Here is an 18,597-nt window from a genome sequence, read left to right as displayed (position 1 = left end):
ACTGCGGTGTGACGGAGGCCACAATCGCGCCCCGCGCCGACGCGGCCGGTCCACCCGGGCGAGTTCCATGCGGCGGTGACCAGGGGACGAGGCATGGGAGGGCACCGGTCGGATGCGTGACGCCGAAGAGTTCGACGCCCTCTACGCGGCCTGTGCGGGACGGGTCGTGGGTCACGTGTACGCGCTCACCGGCAACCGCGCCGAGGCGGAGGACGCCGTCGCCGAGGCGTTCATGCGGGCCTGGCAGCGATGGGCGACGGTGCGGGAGGCGGACAGTCCGGAGGCGTGGGTCCGCCGGGTGGCCTCCCGGATCGCGGTGAGCAGCTGGCGCAAGGCGTTCAACCGGGTCCGCGCGCACCGCCGGGCCGCGGTCGACCAGGGCGTGCCGGGACTGAACGAGGACCACGTCGCGCTGTTGCAGGCGCTGCAACGGTTGAGCGCCAACGAGCGGCGGGCGGTTGTGCTGCACCATCTCAACGACCTCAGCGTCGCGGAGGTGGCAGCCGAGATGCAGGCCCCCGTCGGAACCGTGAAGACGTACCTCGCCCGTGGTCGGAGAGCGATGGCCGGGTTGCTGACCGATGCGCACCAGGAGGAGACCTCCCATGGCTGATCCGCGCGACGATCTCACCGCGATCGTGGACGAGGTCCGGCGAGTCACCATCCTGCCGGGGGCAGAGACGTTGCGGCACCGCAGCGACCGGCGTCGGCGGCGTCGGACGGCCGTCGGCGCAGCGGGGCTGGCCGTGGTGGCCCTCGCCGCTGGCACCGCAGTGGTGCAGGTGCGGAACAACGTCGACACGCCCGGTGCCGGTCCGGCCACCCAGGTCGCACCGCCAGTGGTTCCGTCCGCGACCGCCTCGGCGGGACCGCAGGAGATCCTCGGCGGCCGCCGGCAGGTCCAGATCGTGCTGCCCGGCATGCGCGGGGCGACGTTGGCGATCGACCGTGACGGCGATCAGGTGCGGGCCACCACCGAACAGGGCATCGACGATCGGGCGCTGTGGGTGCTGCGCCCCGAGGGCGACAGGTACCGGATCGTCCTGGCGTCCGGTGCCGACGCGATCTGCATGACCGTCGTGCACGACGCCGCGCCGGGCAGCGTACGCGGCCGGGCGTGTAGTGCCGCCGCCTCCACGCAGCTCTTCCGGATCGATCAGGTGCCTGATGGCAGCTACTCGATCTTCCAGGGCAAGCGCTACGTCCAGGTGGTCGACGGCACCAACGCCCTGGTCCCCGACCTGCCCGAGGGCCTGACCACCACGTACGAGTTCCTGGACCGCGGGCCGAGGTGAGCAGCCGCGACAGCGGGCCACGATTGTGCCGGGGGTGCTCGGCGGGGACGTGATGCCGGCCGTCGAGCCGGACGCTGGCGTCGAAAGGTTTCGATAAGACGGGCCCGAAACTTTCGGAAAAACATTGACACCCTGCGATGGGCTGGCTCAGGCTTTACGTGGCTGGCAATCGTGATCATCGATCTCGCTTCGTCCCTTCCTGTAACCACCACCTCGGAAGGAGACCTCTAGTGACCATCCCCTCGGGCCGTTCCAGGACCCGGTTCCCGGTCGTCGTGCTGGCGCTGGCAGCGCTCACGGTCGCCGGATCGGTATCGGTAGTGACACGAACGACGAACGCTCAGGCCGCCGTGGGCACGCTGGCCGCGGCAGTGGAGGACGAGGGCGTCGACTGCGCCGTGCCCGGTCTGCCTGACCTGGGCTCGCTGCCCACCAACGCTAGGCTTCCCGATCCCTTCAAGAAGCTGAACGGGACGACCATCACCGCCAAGTCCGAATGGCGCTGCCGGCGGGCGGAGATCAAGGAGCTTGCCGAGAAGTTCGTCTTCGGCGAAAAGCCAGCCAAGCCCGCGACGATCACGGGGACGGTGTCCAACAGCAGCATCACCGTCAACGTGGCACACAACGGCCGGAGCTCCACCTTCTCGGCGCGGGTCGAACTGCCGAGCGGCACCGGTCCCTTCCCGGCCGTCGTGGTCGTCGGCGGGTTCGGCGCGGACACGGCCACCATCAAGGCCGCCGGCGCTGCCGTGATCAGTTACGACCCACTGGCAGTCGGCCGCGAGGGCACTCCCCGGAACAACAAGCAGGGCGCGTTCTACAGCATCTACGGCTCATCGAGCAGCACCGGACTGCTCGCCGCCTGGGGGTGGGGCGTCAGCCGGATCATCGACGTCATCGAGCAGTCCGACGGCAGGATCCTCAAGGCGGACGCGATGGGCGTCACCGGTTGCTCCCGTTACGGCAAGGGCGCCTTCGCGATCGGTGTGTTCGACCAGCGCATTGCCCTGACCATGCCGATCGAATCGGGCAGCGCGGGCGTCCCCATCTTCCGGGGCATCCCGGGTGAGGGCGCGCAGAGCCTCAGCAGCGCGTACGGGGAGCAACCCTGGCTGGGTGACGCGTTCGGGTCCTTCACCGGCAGCCCGAACCGGCTCCCGGTGGACACCCACGAGATGGTCGCCATGGTGGCACCGCGCGGACTGTTCATCATGGACAACCCGCACATCGCCAACCTCGGCCCCCGGTCGGCGAGCGTCGCGGCCCTGGGCGGTGCCGAGGTCTACAAGGCGCTCGGCGCTGGCGACAACATCACCTACTGGTCCGACGTCCAGGACGGCAGCCACTGCGCCAACCGCCCGGAGTGGCGTACCCCGTTGCAGAACAACATCCGCAAGTTCCTGCTGAAGACGGGCAACGAGCCGGGTGTGATCCGGATTTCCAGCAGGGCGCTCGGCCGGTTGGCCGACTGGCGGGACTGGCCGACCCCGGTCCTGGCTGACGGCCCGACCACCCCGCCGCCGACCACGCCGCCCCCGACCACGCCGCCCCCGACCACGCCGCCCCCGACCACGCCGCCGCCGACCACGCCGCCCCCCACCACGCCGCCCCCCACCACGCCGCCTCCGACCACCCCGCCCCCGACCGGTGGTGGCTGTGCGGCGACGGTGTCGGTCAACCAGTGGACGGGCGGTTTCGTCGCCACGGTGCGGGTGAGCGCTGGCACCGCGCCGATCAACGGTTGGACGGTCACCATGACTCTGCCGTCGGGTGCCAGCATCACCAGCATCTGGAGCGCCAACCGGAGCGGCAGCACCGGGACCGTTCAGTTCACCAACGTCGTCTACAACGGCGCCATCGCCGCCGGGCAGTCGACCGAGTTCGGTTACCAGGGCAGCGGCACCGGTGCGGGGATGACTCCCACCTGTTCGACCGGGTGACCCGCAGGCCCGGTGCGGAGGCGCACAGCCTCCGCGCCGGGTCGCGCGGCTGCGCGGCGGAGCCCGAGCGTCAGAGCCAGACCACGAGCCCGGTCAGGTCGTTGAGGACGGCGGCCACGCCCGCCCGGACGGCCGCCGCGCACCGGTCCGCAGTGAACGAGTTCGGGTCGTACGTCGAGGACATCCCGAGCCCCTCGCCACGGAACGACGCGCCCTCCCAGTCGACCGCTGTGACGTTGTGGGTGGGCTCGGCGAGTTCCGCGCCGACCACGAGGAATTTCTCGTCCAGGTGGTTCGGGGTGACCAGCGCGAGGCCGTCGATGAGGTCGTTGCCTGCGCTGACGATGAGGTCCGGGCCCATCTCCATCGCCTTGGCGATGCTGGGAACGGTGTCGTGCGCGTTGCCGACGGCGATGGTCCTCAGGTCGACGTGCTCGTCGTCGGCCCACTCCTTCACCGCCGTCACGAGGGCCTTCGTCGGGTTGTCCGCACCGCTGGTCAACAGGACGACCCGGTAGTCCTTCGGCGGGTGGACGTCAGCCCACGAGCCGGGCTGCGGGGTGATGGTCGCCTCCGGCGCGGGCTTCGTGGAGGGGTCGACGAACCCCGGGCCGAGAGTGCCGATGGCGCTGGGCGCCGGACGTGGCTCGGACCAGTCGTCGCTGGAGTTGCAGGCGGTGACCAGCGCGGCGGTCGCGGCCAGCATGGCAACGGCCCGAAGCGGGGGGCGCAAGGTGATCGTCCTCCGGGTGGTGGCGGAAAGTGCGCGTACTTCTTCGTATTCCTATCTCAATTCCGGTCACCGGTAATCGGTGGGCGGCCGTTCGGGGAAGTTGTTCTCCGGCGGTTCGTCGGTGCGCGGGTTGGTGTTCACCCACGGCATGCAACGTGCACTGGCCAACCGAGGGAGTCGAATGTCAGGCCGCATCCGCCGTACCGTTATCGTCGCCGCTGTCGGTTTCGCCGCAGCGGTGGTTCCGTTTCTGGGAGCCAAGCCGGCGTCCGCGCACGGCTTCTCGTCGACTGTGTACGCGAAAATTGCGGCGGGAGATGAGGGTCACATTCGAACCGAGGTGGAGCTCGAATACGACCTCCTCGTCGTGTCCGCGGCGGATGCCGGCGACGACGACCCGCTCTTCCAGGCGGGAACCGCCGCGTTCGAGGCGGGCGACACCGCCGCCCAGGCCGCTGCCCTGAAGGGTCACGCGTCGGCGGTTCTCGGGTACGTCTCCGACCGATTCTCGGTGAGTTCCCGGGGTGCGGCCTGCCGACCGATCCAGGTGGGTGACGCGACGATCGGCGAGCGCGAGGGTGTGCCGTACGCGGACCTGCTGCTCGACTGGACCTGCCCGGAGCCTGTCGACGAGCACGTGGTGCGCAGCGGCCTCTTCCCGGATGGCGAGGGCTACGTCAAGGGTACGAAGACGATCGTCACCTACGAGATCGACGGCCGTTCGGGCAGCGCGGCGCTCGACGCCGCCAACCCGTCCTTCTCGACCGCGCAGGCCTGGTACCAGCGGTTCGGCGAGTTCTTCCTCCTGGGCGCCGAGCATCTGTTGACCGGGATCGACCACATCCTGTTCCTGCTGGCGCTCATCGCCGGGTCTCGGCGGCTTCGGGAGATCGTGCTCGCAGCCACCAGCTTCACCCTCGCGCACTCGGTGACGTTCATGCTCGCCGCGCTCGGCCTGGTCGAGGTGCCGGGGGTGATCGTGGAGCCGATCATCGCGTTGTCGATCGCCGTCGTCGCCGGTTGGCACCTGTGGGGGATCTGGCGGCGTGGTGAGCACGCGGCCGACCTGGAGACGGCCGGGCGCGGCCACTTCAGCCTGGATCGGGCCGGCTGGATCCGCCTCGGTGTGGTGTTCTGCTTCGGCCTCGTGCACGGCCTCGGCTTCGCGGGCGCGCTGGGTATCGACGAGGCGTGGTCGTGGACCCTGCTGTGGTCGCTGCTGGTGTTCAACGTCGGCATCGAGGCCGTTCAGTTGACGATTATCGCTGCCGTCTTTCCGCTGCTGTTCGTGCTGCGCCGCCGTGCGCCGAAAGCCGGCCTCTGGGCGACCGGGGCTGTTTCCGCAGCCGTGTCCATTATGGGGTTGATCTGGTTTGTGCAGCGCATTTCTGGATCATGAGTAGGGCTAAGTAGTTCGTGAAGTGCAGTCTTTCGCAAGATCACGTTCATGGTCGGTTCATCGGGCGGCGAAAGCGTGGAATTGCTTCCCCAGCGTCGGGTGAAGGCACAATCCATTTCTCTATTTGAAAAGGGAACAATGTCGATGACATTGAGCACCTCGACACGGGCCTCCGCGCTCGTGCGGCGGCGCCTGGTCGCCGGGGTCGCAGCCGGGTTCCTCGGTATGGGCGCGGCCCTCGGCAGTGGCCTGATGGCCACCGCGAGCGCGGCCGAGTCCACCACGATCACCGGTGTGGTCCTCGGCGTCGGCGCCAACGAGACCCAGCGCATCGTGAGCTGGTACTCCTCCGCCGACACCGCGCAGAAGATCCAGCTCGCCCCGACCGCCGAGATCGTCAACGGCGAGTTCCCGGCCGGCGCGGTCAGCTTCGACGCCGTCGGTGCGGCGAACACCTCCACCACCGGCTTCAACCGGCACGCCACGATCAGCAACCTGCGTGAGAAGACGGTGTACTCGTACCGGGTCGGCGCCGAGGGCAGCTGGTCCCCGACGTACGCCTTCAAGACGCAGGACTTCGAGGGCGACTACGACTTCCTGTTCTTCGGCGACCCGCAGATCGGCTCCTCCGGTGACCGGCTGAAGGACCAGGCCGGCTGGGAGGACACCCTGAAGGTCGCCACCGCGGCCAACCCGAACGCCGAGCTGCTGGTCTCCGCCGGCGACCACGTCGAGAGCGCCAACGACGAGGGTCAGTGGACCTCGTTCCTGGCCCCCGAGCAGCTGCGCCAGATCCCCCTCGTCGCCACCATCGGTAACCACGACGTCGGCGGCAAGTCCTACGAGCAGCACCACTTCACCCCGAACACCGACCGCTCGTCCGCGTACTACAACGGGGACCAGGCGACCCGGTCCGGCGGCGACTACTGGTTCATCCACAAGGATGTGCTGTTCATCGACCTGAACAGCAACAGCTACGCCAACCCGGCGGACGGCTCCGCCGGCGGCGACGCGGCGCACGTCGCGTACGTCACCGACGTCATCAACAAGCACGGCTCCGAGGCCAAGTGGAAGGTGCTGGTCTACCACCACTCCATCTACTCGCCGGCCAGCCACGCGACCGACACCGACAACAAGCAGCGGCGGGAAGACTTCACCACCGCGTTCTCCAACCTCGGCGTCGACATGGTCCTGCAGGGCCACGACCACAGCTACTCGCGCAGCTACTCCATCAAGAACGGCCAGAAGGAGAACCCGGCTGAGAAGCCGGGCGCTGCCGACGTGTTCCCCGGCCCGGGTGGTGTCATCTACGTGACGGCCAACTCGGCCTCCGGCTCGAAGTACTACGACATCAAGAAGCCGGACGCCACCGGCACCGGCATCCGTGGCAACGGCCCGGACCCGCTGGACGCGAACAAGTACTGGTACAACTCCGTGCAGAACCAGGAGCACGTGCGCAGCTACGTCAAGGTGCAGGTTCGCGGCGACAAGTTGGTTCTCGCGAACGTTCGCAGCGGCACCTGCGCGGCGCCGAACGCGGCCGTCGAGAAGGGCCTGTCCTGCGTCAACACTCCGGACGGTCAGCCGGTCGGCTCGATCGTCGACAACGTGACGGTGCACCCGTTCCACGGTGACGGCCAGGCCATCCAGGTCAACGTGCCGAACCCGGCTCCGGGCGAGTTCGGCTGGACGATCGACGGCTACAACGGTCTGGTCGACCTGGGTACCGCGCAGGAGCGCAACGGCACCTACTTCCAGGCCAACGGCAAGATCAACCCGATCCTCGTGTCGGACAGCCGCCGGTCGCTCGCCCCGTGGTCGATCTCGGCCAACGTCGGCGACTTCCAGGACGCCGACAAGACGTTCTCCGGCTCCTACCTCGGTTGGAACCCGTACGTGCTCGACGCCGGCGTGGGCGCCGAGGCCGGTGCCCCGGTCCTGTCGTCCCTCGACGACCAGGGCAAGGGCCTCTCGGTCTCCAGCGCGCTCGCCGCGGCCGCGCAGGGTCACCCGCGTGGCGGCGCCAAGCTCGGCGCTGACCTGGATCTGAAGATCCCGGACAGCATCGCGAAGGGCAGCTACCGCACCACCCTCACGATCACCGCACTGAGCAGCTGACCGGACTGTTCCATTCGGCGGGGTAGGCACCTTCGGGGCCTACCCCGCCACCGGTTCACCCACTACCAAGATCACCACAAGGACTTGAGATGCGACCGTCCGTAACTCGCTGGAAGACCACGACCGCCGCAAGCCTCCGTACGACAGCACTGTCCCTGCTCGCAGTCGTCGCGGCCGTCGGTGTCGGCGCCGGTCCCGCCCTCGCGGCGGACGGCAACGTCGCCTGGACGGTCCGGACGGCCTCCAACGGCTACGGCGAGGCCCGGTCCAGCTACAGCTACAACGTCAATCCGGGTGGTGCCGTCGAGGACGCCATGGTCGTGGCCAATCGCGGCCCGGCGGCGCTCACCCTCTCCGTGTACGCGGCCGACGGCTTCACCACCGACGCCGGCCAGCTCGACCTGCTCACCAGAGACAAGAAGTCCATCGCGATCGGCGCCTGGGTGAAGCCGAACGCCGGCAGCGTCATCATCCAACCCGGAAAGACCGCCCAGGTCCCCTTCACTGTCAACGTTCCGGAGAACGCCACGCCCGGCGACTACGTCGGTGGCATCCTCACCACGCTGACCCAGGCCGACCAGGCTGAGGGGATCAACGTCGACCGGCGCCTCGGCATCCGGATCAAGTTGCGGGTGGGCGGCGAGCTGAAGCCGAACCTCGCGATCGAGAACCTCCACGTCACGTACGCCGGACCGACCAACCCGTTCAGCAAGGGTGACGCCACCATCACCTACAAGGTCCACAACGTCGGCAACGCGGCCCTGTCCGGTAAGCAGGCGGTGACCGTGTCGGGCCCGTTCGGCCTGCTGCGGGTGCGGGCCGAGGATGTCGCCGCGCCGCCGGAGCTGCTTCCGGGTGAGAGCTGGGACGTGACGGTCCCCGTGCACGGGGTGGCTCCCGCCATCTCGCTGGCCGCGACCGCGACAGTGACACCCCTGCTCACCGACGCATCGGGCTCCACCACCTCGCTCAAGTCGGTCCAGGTCACCGCGCACGGCTGGGCCCTGCCCTGGACGCTGGTGCTGGTGCTCGTCGTGCTGATCGCCGTGCTCGTCGGTGCGTACCTGTACCGACGCCGCAACCGGGCGCAGAGCAAGGCGCGCGAGGACGCCCGCGTCCGCGACGCCGTCGAGCAGGCGCTTCGTGGCCCGGAGCCGCAGACCTCCTGATCGCGGCTCCGGTCACCTCGGCTGGCTTCGGCCGGCGGTGGTTCTCGCCCGCTGGGTCAGGCCGATCGCGAACGCGATCACGGCGACCACCAGCACCGCCGCCGGCACGGATGCCCAGGTCGGGGCCGTACGCAGCACCAACGTGCCGAGCACGGCGCCGACCACCAGCCCCGCCAGCCGGCCGGCGCCACCGACGTCGGCGAACCGGTGCGGGTCGACGACGCGACGCCGGACCAACTCGGTCAGCGAGCCGGTCAGGTAGGTGGTCGACGCGCCCCGTACACCGGCGGCCACCGTGATCACGCTCTGGATGCCGCTCGACACGGCCGCCATCGCCAGCAGCACGAGCCCGAAGCCGTATCCCGGACGCGCTGAGCAGGCCACCCAGCCCACAGTGAAGCCGAGCAGCAGCACCGCCTCGACCGACGTCACCACAGCGGTGCGGCGGTTCCAACCCGGCGGGGTGTGCCGCAACGGCACAGTGGCGCCGGCCACGCCCACCGCGTACCCGCCAACCGCCACCACCGCCCCGGCGAGCGAGCGGGTGTCGGCAGTGGCGATCGCGTGGCCGAAGTGCACCAGGTTGCCGGTGACCACACTGGCGAAGTAGCCGTTGAGCTTGGTCAGACAGATCACGTCGATGCAGCCGGAGGCTGCGGCCAGTGCCACCAGGAGCCAGGCCGCGGCCCGCGTCGACGGAGCGTGCACGATGTCCCTTCCGTCGGTCCCGCGGCCAGCGCGACGCGCCCGGTCCTCCACGTCGAACGCACCCGCGCGTGCCCGGCGCGGCACGCGGACATTCCCCAGCCCGCCCCGGCTACGCCCGGCGAGGCCCACCGAGCGCGGACGTTCGTCCTTGTGGGTGAACGACGCTCGGCCCCGGGCCACGCCCGTTCCCGAGCCGGCATGCTGCGACGGTGACGCCGGCACGGAGAGGGAATCCACATGGTTGACGGGGATGTGCCAGAGCGGATGCAGGCTGCGGCCTTCGACGAGTTCGGCGGGCCGGAGGTGATCACCCTGCGGAAGCTGCCGATCCCGCAGGTCGCCGACGACGAGGTGCTGATCAAGGTCCTGAGCGCCGGTGTCGGGGTGTGGGACGCGTACGAGCGCGAGGGTGTGCTGGTGCCGGAGGGCTCCGCGCTCCCGATCGTGCCCGGCTCCGACGGTGCCGGAACCGTCATCGCGGCCGGCAGCAAGGTGACCAGCCTGGCGGTGGGCGACCTGGTCTACGTCTCCGCCACCATGCGCCCGAAGGGCGGCTTCTACGCCGAGTACGCGTCGGTAAAGGCGGAGTACGCGGCGACGGTCCCCGACGGTGTGCCTCCCGAACACGCCGGGGCCATGCCCACCGATGCGCTGACCGCGCTGGCCGGGCTCGACGCGATCAGCCTGTCGGCCGGTGCCTGGCTGCTGATCTTCGGTGCGAGCGGTGGTCAGGGCCACCTGGCCGTGCAGTTGGCGAAGCGGCAGGGGCTGAACGTGATCGCCGTGGCATCCGGGGCGGACGGCGTCGCGCTGGTGACCCGGCTCGGCGCCGACGTGTCCCTCGAGGGCCACGGCGACATGACCGACGTGCTGGCCCGGATCCGGGACGCGGCGCCGGGCGGGGTGAACGCCATCCTGGCGATGGCTGGCGGCGCGACGCTGGACCGGCTCACCGAGGCGCTGGCCGACGGCGGAGTTGTCGCGTTCCCCCACGGGGTGCGGCCGGAGCCGCAGGAGCGGCCGGGCGTCATGGTCCGCGCGTACGACGGCGAATCGAACCCTCGACAGTTGCAGCGCCTCAACGAACTCATCGAGGCCGGGCCGTTCATGGTGCACGTCGCGGAGAAGTTCCCGCTGGGCAAGGTGCGGGACGCGCACCAGCGCCTACAGACGTCCTACTCCGGCAAGCTCCTGCTGACGGTCGCCTGAGACGTCAGGGCGTGCGCTGCTGCGGCACGCGTACCGAAGCCATGCCGGCCGCCGTCGCGGCCTGGATGCCCAGGTCGGTGTCCTCGAAGACCAGGCAGGACTCCGGGGGTACGCCGAGCTGCTCCGCCGCGAGCAGGAACGCCTCCGGGTCGGGCTTGGCCCGGGTGTAGTCGTCGGCGCAGACCAGCACGTCGAACCGGTCCAACAGGCCGAGCGCCTCCAGGGAGGCGGTGACCGACGCGCGGGTGCTGCCGGAGACGACGGCGAACGGGACCCGCCGGTGCGCGTCGTGGATGTGCGCCAGCACCTCGGGCACGGCGGCGAGCTGCGGTAGCAACTCCTGGTAGTAGCTCTCCCGGCGCTCGACGACGGCCGCCACCGGCATGGCAAGACCCTGCTGCTCGTTCAGCGCGACGATGATGTCGGCGGTCGGCCGCCCACCCCAGGCGTAGAAAAGGTCCTCGGGGAACTCGCAGCCCCACTCCTCAAGGGCCCGCTGCCAGGCCAGATAGTGCAGCGGCATCGAGTCGACGATGGTGCCGTCGCAGTCGAACAGGTACGCGGCGAACGGCCCGGGAGGCAGAGGCAGACTCACCCGGGAAGGGTACAGCTCACTCGGTCGTGACGGCTCTCAGCTGGCTGAGCAGGTACGCGCGCTCCGGTTCGGTGCCGACCAGCGTCAACGCGCTGCGGTACGCGGCCGCGGCCTCGTCGTACCGGCCGAGCCGGCGCAGCAGGTCGGCCCGCGCCGCCGGATAGGGGTGGTGGCCGCGCAGCCGAGGCTCGTCGGCCAACTCGTCGAGCAGCGCGAGCCCCGCCGCCGGCCCGTCCCGCATGGCGACCGCGGCGGCCCGGTTCAGCGCGACGATCGGTGAGGGCACCAGGCCGAGCAGCACGTCGTAGAGGGCCACCACCTGCGGCCAGTCGGTGCTGGCCACGTCGGCGGCCTCGTCGTGCAGCGCGGCGATGGCGGCCTGCACGCCGTACGGGCCGGGCCCTCGGCCGGTCAGCGCGACCACCACCAGGCCCTGCCCCTCCTCGATCATCTGACGGTCCCAGCGTCCACGGTCCTGGTCGTCGAGAAGGATCATGGCGCCGTCCCGCCCGATGCGCGCGTCCCGTCGGGCGTGGACCAGCAGCATCAGGCCGAGCAGCCCGGCGACCTCCCGCTCGGCCGGCAGCAGCCGACGCAGGATCCGGCCCAGCCGGATGGCCTCCTCGGCAAGGTCGATCCGTTGCAGATCCGGGCCGGAGCTGGCCGCGTACCCCTCGGTGAAGACCGAGTAGACGGCCTGGAGCACAGTGGGCAGACGACCGGGCAGCTCGTCGGGGCCGGGCACCCGGAACGGGATGCGCGCGTCGCGGATCTTCCGTTTGGCGCGGACGAGTCGTTGGGCCATGGTGGCGGGCGGCACCAGGAAGGCCCGCGCGACCTCGGTGGTGGTGAGGCCGGCCAGGAACCGCAGGGTGAGCGCGCCGCGATCCTGCGCGGCCAGCGCCGGGTGCGCACAGGTGAAGAAGAGCGCCAACCGGTCGTCGGGCAGGTCGCGGTCCGCGTCGGCGGGCGGCGCGTGATCGGCCCGCTCGGCCTCCGCCTGCAGTACGGCGAGCCGGGTCGCCAGCACCCGGTCCCGACGCAGCCGGTCCACGGCCCGACGCCGAGCCGTGGTGAGCAGCCAGGCGCCCGGCCGACTCGGGACGCCGTCGGTCGGCCAGTGCGTCAGCGCCGCCTCGATGGCCTCGGAGGTGACCTCCTCGGCCAGGTCGAGGTCGCCGAAGCGGCGCACGAGCGAGGCGAGCAGCCGGCCGCGTTCCTCCCGGAACACCGCCTCCACCGACGACCCGACGGTTGCCCCCTCGCCCTGCACGGTCACTCCTGCATGTCGATCTCGAAGATCGGACGGACCTGGACGGATCCGGTGCCGATGGCCCCGGGACTGCGGGCCGCCCAGTCCAGCGCGGCATCGAGGTCCGGCACGTCGATGACGTCGTACCCGCCGAGCAGCTCGCGGGTCTCGGCGAACGGCCCGTCGGTGATCGTGCGCTCGCCGTCCGGGCCGACCTGCACGGTGGTGCAGGTGGTCAGGTCCTGCAAGGGGTGCCCGGAGACCCAGACCCCGGCGTCCTTCATCTCCCGGTCGTAGCGGATCCAGTCCTCGAAACTGCACCCGTTGTCGACGACCTCCCCGTCAACCATGGGGCTCATGAACAGCAGCATGTACTTCACGTTTCGGCTCCTCTCGGTGCGGCGGGTCGCCGTACAGCATGACGACGAACGCGGGCCGGGGATATCGACACGGCGCGGGCAGATCTTTTCGGCCGGGCCACACCGAAGCCGCGACCCTGCTCAGGACAGGTCCGGCTGTGCCGACCCGGGTCGTTCGTCGCGTCGGTCCACCCGTCGCTCGAACCAGGTCACCCCGATCAGGAGAGCGGTCAGCACTGTGAGCGCCACCAGTGGCGGCAGGGATCGGCCGATCGGCAGCAGGGCCAGGGGCAGCAGCGCGGCGACGACCTGCGTCGGGTACACCGCGCCAACTGTCAGCCGGCGGAAGACCAACCTGCTGAGCAGGTAGAGGGCGGCGCCGCCGTACAGAGCGGTGGCGGCCTCCCAGCCCAGTCGGTCGGGGTGCGCCGACTCCTCGGTGAGCTGGGCGATCACCTCCTCGATGCCGAGCGCGACGTAGATGGCACCGATGATCAGCGGGGAGTGCCCGATGCCGTACGCGTCGCCGGCCACGCTGGCCCGTCGCTCACCCGGCACAGTGCTGACGGCCTTCCGCGCGGCGGGGGCCAGCCGATCGAAGTAGAGCCACCACAGGCAGACCGTGCTGGTGAGGCCGAGCAGCGCGGCCAGCACGGCCGCACCGACCGGTGCCATCGTCCGTGGCCCTTCGCCGGCCGAGATCAACGACTCGCCCAGCGCGATGATGAGCACCAGGCCGAACCGCTCGGTGAAGTGGTCCACGCTGCCCAGTTGCCACGGCCGGAAGGCGGACGCGATCCGCGCGCCGCCGATGTCCACCAGCAACGCGGCGGTCCAGAGCGCCGTCTGGGCCGCGCCGCCGAGCAGGGCGCCGACGATCAGCGGGAGCCACGCCAGGATCACCGGCACGCTGAAGAAGCGCAGCGTCGAGCGCAGTGCCGGGTTCGTCGCGCTCACCCAGAACAAGATCGCCAGCTGCACCGCCCGGCCGACCACGTAGGCCAGGGCGAGGGTGAGCGGCGCGTCGAGCAACCCTGGGCTCTGTTTCCAGGCGTCCGGCAGCACCAGCGCGGCCACGAAGATCGCCGCCATCGCGACCAGGGTGGCCGCGCGGACCAGGCCGACGTCGGGCCGGACCAGGTTCCCCACCCAGGTGTACGGACCCCAGGAGTAGAGCAGCAGGAGCAGGAGGAGCAAGCCCTGGGCCAGGGTGAGCGCGCTCGGCGACCCCGCCATGAACGTGATGACCCGGGTGAGCGCGAAGACGAAGACCAGGTCGAAGAAGATCTCGAACATCGTGGTCCGGTGCGTCACCCCCGCCGGCACCGGACGAATGTCGAGAACCCTCCTCATCCTCGCATTCTGCGCCATAGGGGTCGACTGTTCATCCGGTCTACTCGCCTGGCGTCGCTCCGAACAGCAGGAAGAACCGCTGGGCCGCTGCGATGTCGCCGTGCACGTCGATTTCGCCCGCCGAGACCGCCGATCGCAGCGGCGTGCCGCCGAACATCAGGCCCCGCATTGCTCTGACCGTGCCGGTGACCGTGACGTCGACCTCGCCTGACCGGCCACGGACCACGCTGATCCCACTCGGAGACACCCCCACCTCGAAGGCGTCGGTGCCCACCTGCAACTGGAGTCGAGCGGTCACCGGCGCGCTGGTCGGTGGTCGATAGAGAGCCTTGAGCAACAGCATGAACGCGTCAGTGCTCATCTCGACGTCCGGCTCCGCGGGCAGGCCGGCGCCCCACCGGGACAGCTCGATCAGTGTCGGCTCCAGTTGCTGACCGCGTTCGGTCAGCTCGTACGCGTGCACGCTGGCCGGCGGCCCGAGCTGCACCCGCCGGACGATGCCGGACTGCTCCAGCTCCCGCAGTCGCTGGCTGAGCACGTTCTGGCTGGCCTTCGGCAGGCCGGCCCGCAGATCGCCGAAACGCTTCGGGCCGAACACCAGCTCTCGGACGATCAACAGAGCCCAGCGCTCGCCGACGATGTCCATCGTGCGCGCCGCCCCGCAGGCGTCCTGGTAAGTCCGCTGAGTCACATCGCCATCGTAGTCGGCGCCCACCGACCAGTGCTAATGTCGGACCTTCTAGTCCTAACTTAGGAGTAAGTCATGGATGCACTGCTCGCCAAGGTGATCGAGCGGCACGGCGGCCTCGATCGCTGGAACACCGCGTCGACCCTCACCACCCGGCTCACCTACAGCGGCCCGTTCTGGGCGTTCAAGGGTCGCCCCGACTTCGACAGCACCGAACTGGTCGAGGCCGACCTGCACCGGGAACGGATCCGCCACGTCCAGGAGGGCACCGGCCAGGTCACCGAGTACGACAGCGACACCGACCGGGTCACCGTCACCGCGGCGGACGGCAGCCTGATCGACGAGCTGGCGAACCCCCGGGCCAGCTTCGCCGGCTACACCCGGGAGAGCCAGTGGACGCTCGCCCAGGCGGCCTACTTCCGTGGCTACGCCACCTGGCACTACCTCGTCGAGCCGTTCCTGTTCACCTGGCCGGGCGTCGAGGCGCACGAGGTCGAGCCGTGGACGCAGGAGAACGGCGAGTCGTGGCGCGTACTGCGCGTCACGTTCCCCGAGAGCCTGCACACCCACACCGACACCCAGCTGTACTACTTCGACGACGGCGGGCTGCTACGGCGCATGGACTACCAGCCGGTGGTCAACGGCTCCTCCCCGACCGCGCACTACGTCAGCGGAGCCACCGAGGTCGACGGGCTGGTCGTGCCCACGCGACGCCGGATCCACATCCGCCAGGAGGACCGCACTCCGGATCTCTCCTGGACGCCGATCACCCTGGACCTGGCTGACGTCCGGATCCGCTGACACCCCGGCGGTGTCGCAGCGGACCCGGCGTCACGCCGCCGACCGGACGCCCCGGCCTTCAGGTCGAGGCGTCCGTCCGGCGTCGGCTCCGCTCAGCCCGCCGCCGCACCTGCTGGTACGCGCCGGTCAGCCCCATCGCCCGGCGTACCTCGAGCACCGTCTGGCGTACCTCCTGGCGGGTCCGCTCCGTGCCCTCGACGATCAGTCGGTCGACCAGGCCCCGGTCGGCTTCGATCTCGGCCCGGCGCTGCCGGATCGGCGCCAGGAACTCCTCCAGCGCGACGATCAGTCGTTCCTTGACCTCCACGTCACCCACCCGCCCGGCCCGGTACCGCCGGGCCAGGTCGGCCACCTCGTCGCGGTCCGGATTGAAGACCTCGTGGTACGCGAAGACCGGGTTGCCCTCCACAGTGCCCGGCACGTCGGCCCGCACCCGGTTCGGGTCGGTGTACATGCCGAGCACCTTGCGACGCACCGTCGCCGCGTCGTCGGAGAGCGCGATCGCGTTGCCCCGGCTCTTGCTCATCTTGGCGGCGCCGTCGGTCCCCACCAGGCTCGGGGTGTCCGCCGGGATCAACTCGGGCACCGGGAAGACGGGGCCGTACAGGTGGTTGAACCGCCGGGCGATCTCCCTGGTCACCTCGACGTGTGCGGCGTTGTCCCGGCCGACCGGAACCACCTCCCCCTTCACACAGAGGATGTCCGCGGCCTGGAGCACCGGATAACCCAGCAGCCCGTACGGCATCTCCTCCTTGCCGGCGTCGCGGGCCATGTCCTTGAGCGAGGGCACGCGTTCCAGCCGGGGGACGGTCACCAGGTTCTGGAGGAGAGTGTTGAGGTCGCCGACCTCGGGGATGGCCGATTGGAGGTAGAAGGTGGCCCGGTCCGGGTCGACGCCGGCGGCGAGGATGTCGGTCACCATCTCGCGGGCGTTGCCGGAAACCTGATCGATGTCCTCCCGGCGGTTGCGGGTGGTGAGCATGTGCAGGTCGGCGATGATGAAGAAGCTCTCGTAGCGCCGGTGCAGCCGTACCCGGTTGGCGATGCTGCCGACGTAGTGGCCGAGGTGCAGGCGGCCGGTAGGCCGGTCGCCGGTGAGCATTCGTGCGACGGACATGGTGGTGCCTCTCGTATCCGAAGGTGGGTCACGCGTGGGCGCGCGCCGAGCAGGGCTGGCTCAGCCCTGCTCGGTCAGCGAGATCGACTCAGCGAGTCGCCCGCCATCGCGCGCCGGCGCGAAACCGCAGACCACCGGCACGGAGGACGTTCAGAAGTTGCTCACGGCCATCGCCGGAGCTGGTCGGGATCTCGGGCACGGCAGCGAGGAAGCGGTCGTCGACCAGGTCGACCGCCTCGGATGCGCAGTTGCCCGTCCGGACCACGGCCTCAGATTACCCGCGGGATGGCGCCGGGAGGGGGAAGGTAGCTGTCGGCGTAGTAGGCGCCGACGCGTTCCCGGTACTCCTGGTCGGCCGAGTCCGGATCGAACGGTGGCGCGTCCTTGATCTGCTGGCGGGTCCGGTCGACGTACACGACGCGTTCCTGGTGATCCACCCGGTCGACCGTTCCGGCCGGCAGCAACACCTTCTGGCCGAAGATCCACGGCCCGGTGTCCACCACCAGGTGCCCGGCGTCCGCCTCGTTGCTCGTCTCGTCGATGGTGCCGACGCGCCCATCGCTCGCCTGCACCTGATAACCCACCAGGTCGACGGGGGTGCCCGGGCCGGGGGCATCCGGGCCGTCGTGCCCACCCTCCTGACCCTCCGGAGGGGTGACCGAGGGGGTGGTCTGGGTATACCCGCCGGCCAAGGCAGATGGATCACGCCAGGCCCAGGGGTTGAAGATCGAGGGTTGCATGGGGCACCTCCAGGGGACGGTCCTCAGCTGTCCCCCTTCGCAGTGCCCATCCCGCTGACGCCGGAAACAGCCTGCGCTCCGCACGGCGGCGCTCCTGTTCAGGTGTGGCAGGGCGTTCGCGTCCGCGTCCGCGTCGCCCGCCCGCTGAACAGCTGCGCTGGCATACTCGGCTGCCATGGTGCTGTCGCGAGGGTGGAGTCTCTTCCTGGTCGGGGTCGGCGTCTGGACCTGGGTGATCTGGCCGAGGTTCGCGGTGGCCATCTGGCAGGACCCGCGGTCCTGGGCGTCCGGCACGGTGGCCGACGGCGCACCCACCAGCTTCCTGTGGGTGCACGCGCTGCTGATCGCCGCGTCGCTGGCAATCGGCACCACCGCCGGCGTTCTCGGCGTCCGGGCCTGGCTCGCAGCCCGGCGGCGGCAGCCGTCCTGATCGGCACCCGCTCCTAGAGATCAGAACGGTCGGCGCCCCGCTGTTGGCCGCCGGATCCCGTTGCTGCCGGGTGGGCCGGACCGAGCTCGGTTGCTGCCGGGTGGGCCTGACCTGGGAAAACCGGTCGGGCGCGAGAATGTGACGCGCGCCGCTACCCATGGATTTGACGATCAAACCCGCAGACGCGTAACTTTCTCTCTGCCAGCGCGGAACGGGGCAAACGGGACGAAGGTCCTAGAGCACCGAAACGGGGTGGCAACCGGGTCAAGCAGGGGTTCGCTCCTGTGCGACGCGGTCCGGGCGGGGCTTGCCGGATCGGCCGCGAGGCGGATTTGGTGCGGCGAAGCCGACCGGGTAAGGTTCACGACCGGCAGGGAACCGGGCGAGACTGCGGGAGATCGCAGCGGCCGGCCTGCTGAATCCGACGACCTGACGCAGCGGTTCGCTGCTGCGTGAGTGCGCCGGCGCTGACCCGTACGAAGCATGACAGACCGGGACACACGGTTTGACACGGCGAAGACGGTGAGGTAACGTAGTAAAAGTGCCCGGCGCGAGAGCGGCGGGGACGCGGTACGAAAAGCCCCGGTTGGGGTTCCACTTGGTGGGGCTTCTGGTCGGTGTGTGGTTGTTCTTTGAGAACTCAACAGGGTGCTTGTAAAGCCAGTGCCAATTATGATTTATACCCCGGACT

The 18,597-nt window shown here is 70.0% G+C and carries 19 protein-coding genes; 9 read left to right on the top strand and 10 right to left on the bottom strand.

From position 1 onward, the window contains the following. The first annotated feature begins 112 nt into the window (after positions 1–112). From GUI43_RS12180 to GUI43_RS12170, 3 genes are all read left to right on the top strand, one after another. Positions 113–613 (top strand): sigma-70 family RNA polymerase sigma factor, encoded by a 501-nt coding sequence (locus tag GUI43_RS12180; protein ID WP_112585943.1) that lies wholly within the window; start codon positions 113–115, stop codon positions 611–613. Next, a complete protein-coding gene (locus tag GUI43_RS12175) occupies positions 606–1,295 on the top strand; it encodes an RICIN domain-containing protein (protein ID WP_112698831.1) in 690 nt (229 codons plus the stop codon). The genes GUI43_RS12180 and GUI43_RS12175 overlap by 8 nt, the downstream gene beginning before the upstream one ends. Positions 1,296–1,525: 230 nt before the next feature. Continuing rightward, a complete protein-coding gene (locus tag GUI43_RS12170) occupies positions 1,526–3,235 on the top strand; it encodes a glucuronyl esterase domain-containing protein (RefSeq protein WP_249037725.1) in 1,710 nt (569 codons plus the stop codon). A 70-nt stretch (positions 3,236–3,305) separates the two neighbouring features. On the opposite strand, the gene GUI43_RS12165 is transcribed toward GUI43_RS12170, so the two are convergent. Then, positions 3,306–3,968, bottom strand: coding sequence for a type 1 periplasmic-binding domain-containing protein (locus GUI43_RS12165; protein ID WP_112698829.1), 663 nt, complete (start codon positions 3,966–3,968; stop codon positions 3,306–3,308). Between the two features lie 340 nt (positions 3,969–4,308). On the opposite strand from GUI43_RS12165, the gene GUI43_RS12160 reads away from it, so the two are divergent. The 3 genes from GUI43_RS12160 to GUI43_RS12150 all read left to right on the top strand — a co-directional run bounded on the left by GUI43_RS12160 (position 4,309) and on the right by GUI43_RS12150 (position 8,654). Then, positions 4,309–5,367 carry a HupE/UreJ family protein gene (locus GUI43_RS12160; protein WP_249037724.1) on the top strand — a complete coding sequence of 353 codons (1,059 nt, stop codon included), beginning with the start codon at positions 4,309–4,311 and terminating at the stop codon, positions 5,365–5,367. Positions 5,368–5,511: 144 nt separating this feature from the next. Continuing rightward, positions 5,512–7,485 (top strand): purple acid phosphatase family protein, encoded by a 1,974-nt coding sequence (locus tag GUI43_RS12155; RefSeq protein ID WP_112698879.1) that lies wholly within the window; start codon positions 5,512–5,514, stop codon positions 7,483–7,485. Between the two features lie 89 nt (positions 7,486–7,574). Continuing rightward, the gene (locus GUI43_RS12150) at positions 7,575–8,654 is read left to right on the top strand and encodes a WxL protein peptidoglycan domain-containing protein (RefSeq protein WP_112698827.1); all 1,080 of its coding nucleotides are present in this window, start codon (positions 7,575–7,577) and stop codon (positions 8,652–8,654) included. 12 nt (positions 8,655–8,666) lie between these two features. Here the strand turns inward: GUI43_RS12150 and GUI43_RS12145 are convergent, their stop codons facing one another. Beyond that, the gene (locus tag GUI43_RS12145) at positions 8,667–9,365 is read right to left on the bottom strand and encodes a YoaK family protein (RefSeq protein WP_112601346.1); all 699 of its coding nucleotides are present in this window, start codon (positions 9,363–9,365) and stop codon (positions 8,667–8,669) included. Positions 9,366–9,599: 234 nt separating this feature from the next. On the opposite strand from GUI43_RS12145, the gene GUI43_RS12140 reads away from it, so the two are divergent. Further along, positions 9,600–10,571: a quinone oxidoreductase family protein gene (locus tag GUI43_RS12140; protein ID WP_211326680.1), complete on the top strand. Its 972-nt coding sequence runs from the start codon at positions 9,600–9,602 to the stop codon at positions 10,569–10,571. A 4-nt stretch (positions 10,572–10,575) separates the two neighbouring features. Here GUI43_RS12140 and GUI43_RS12135 read toward each other — a convergent pair whose 3' ends face one another. From GUI43_RS12135 to GUI43_RS12115, 5 genes are all read right to left on the bottom strand, one after another. After that, entirely contained in the window at positions 10,576–11,166 is a 591-nt protein-coding gene (locus tag GUI43_RS12135; protein ID WP_112585927.1) for an HAD family hydrolase, read from the bottom strand. A 16-nt stretch (positions 11,167–11,182) separates the two neighbouring features. Next, positions 11,183–12,439: an RNA polymerase sigma factor gene (locus GUI43_RS12130; protein ID WP_112698878.1), complete on the bottom strand. Its 1,257-nt coding sequence runs from the start codon at positions 12,437–12,439 to the stop codon at positions 11,183–11,185. Between the two features lie 2 nt (positions 12,440–12,441). After that, positions 12,442–12,789 (bottom strand): YciI family protein, encoded by a 348-nt coding sequence (locus GUI43_RS12125; protein WP_112585978.1) that lies wholly within the window; start codon positions 12,787–12,789, stop codon positions 12,442–12,444. A gap of 129 nt (positions 12,790–12,918) precedes the next feature. Next, positions 12,919–14,130: a low temperature requirement protein A gene (locus tag GUI43_RS12120; RefSeq protein ID WP_170158719.1), complete on the bottom strand. Its 1,212-nt coding sequence runs from the start codon at positions 14,128–14,130 to the stop codon at positions 12,919–12,921. Between the two features lie 40 nt (positions 14,131–14,170). After that, on the bottom strand, positions 14,171–14,821 hold the full coding sequence (locus GUI43_RS12115; protein WP_146763139.1) for a winged helix-turn-helix transcriptional regulator: 651 nt from the start codon (positions 14,819–14,821) through the stop codon (positions 14,171–14,173). 72 nt (positions 14,822–14,893) lie between these two features. On the opposite strand from GUI43_RS12115, the gene GUI43_RS12110 reads away from it, so the two are divergent. Then, positions 14,894–15,619 (top strand): hypothetical protein, encoded by a 726-nt coding sequence (locus tag GUI43_RS12110; protein ID WP_112601335.1) that lies wholly within the window; start codon positions 14,894–14,896, stop codon positions 15,617–15,619. A 58-nt stretch (positions 15,620–15,677) separates the two neighbouring features. Here the strand turns inward: GUI43_RS12110 and trpS are convergent, their stop codons facing one another. The 3 genes from trpS to GUI43_RS12100 form a co-directional block, all read right to left on the bottom strand. After that, positions 15,678–16,736: a tryptophan--tRNA ligase gene (trpS, locus tag GUI43_RS12105; RefSeq protein ID WP_112601336.1), complete on the bottom strand. Its 1,059-nt coding sequence runs from the start codon at positions 16,734–16,736 to the stop codon at positions 15,678–15,680. 88 nt (positions 16,737–16,824) lie between these two features. Beyond that, positions 16,825–17,001, bottom strand: a complete 177-nt coding sequence (locus GUI43_RS33840) for a hypothetical protein (protein ID WP_170158718.1) — start codon at positions 16,999–17,001, stop codon at positions 16,825–16,827. Positions 17,002–17,005: 4 nt separating this feature from the next. Next, positions 17,006–17,476 carry a PRC-barrel domain-containing protein gene (locus GUI43_RS12100; protein WP_112698824.1) on the bottom strand — a complete coding sequence of 157 codons (471 nt, stop codon included), beginning with the start codon at positions 17,474–17,476 and terminating at the stop codon, positions 17,006–17,008. A 175-nt stretch (positions 17,477–17,651) separates the two neighbouring features. On the opposite strand from GUI43_RS12100, the gene GUI43_RS12095 reads away from it, so the two are divergent. After that, positions 17,652–17,906, top strand: coding sequence for an SCO4848 family membrane protein (locus GUI43_RS12095; protein WP_112585916.1), 255 nt, complete (start codon positions 17,652–17,654; stop codon positions 17,904–17,906). Positions 17,907–18,597 lie beyond the last annotated feature (691 nt).

This window comes from Micromonospora noduli, assembly GCF_003264365.1.
In the GTDB taxonomy this organism is placed as follows: Bacteria; Actinomycetota; Actinomycetes; order Mycobacteriales; family Micromonosporaceae; genus Micromonospora; species Micromonospora noduli.
Note: the sequence above shows the minus strand (reverse complement) of the source record. Positions and strands in the feature narration are given on the sequence as shown.

Coding starts and splice junctions, on each gene's coding strand:
- GUI43_RS12155 (WP_112698879.1), top strand. CDS start 5,512: ATGACATTGAGCACCTCGACACGGGCCTCCGCGCTCGTGCGGCGGCGC.
- GUI43_RS12125 (WP_112585978.1), bottom strand. CDS start 12,789: ATGCTGCTGTTCATGAGCCCCATGGTTGACGGGGAGGTCGTCGACAAC.
- GUI43_RS12100 (WP_112698824.1), bottom strand. CDS start 17,476: ATGCAACCCTCGATCTTCAACCCCTGGGCCTGGCGTGATCCATCTGCC.
- GUI43_RS12180 (WP_112585943.1), top strand. CDS start 113: ATGCGTGACGCCGAAGAGTTCGACGCCCTCTACGCGGCCTGTGCGGGA.
- GUI43_RS12175 (WP_112698831.1), top strand. CDS start 606: ATGGCTGATCCGCGCGACGATCTCACCGCGATCGTGGACGAGGTCCGG.
- GUI43_RS12110 (WP_112601335.1), top strand. CDS start 14,894: ATGGATGCACTGCTCGCCAAGGTGATCGAGCGGCACGGCGGCCTCGAT.
- GUI43_RS12120 (WP_170158719.1), bottom strand. CDS start 14,130: ATGAGGAGGGTTCTCGACATTCGTCCGGTGCCGGCGGGGGTGACGCAC.
- GUI43_RS12095 (WP_112585916.1), top strand. CDS start 17,652: ATGGTGCTGTCGCGAGGGTGGAGTCTCTTCCTGGTCGGGGTCGGCGTC.
- trpS (WP_112601336.1), bottom strand. CDS start 16,736: ATGTCCGTCGCACGAATGCTCACCGGCGACCGGCCTACCGGCCGCCTG.
- GUI43_RS12140 (WP_211326680.1), top strand. CDS start 9,600: ATGGTTGACGGGGATGTGCCAGAGCGGATGCAGGCTGCGGCCTTCGAC.
- GUI43_RS12150 (WP_112698827.1), top strand. CDS start 7,575: ATGCGACCGTCCGTAACTCGCTGGAAGACCACGACCGCCGCAAGCCTC.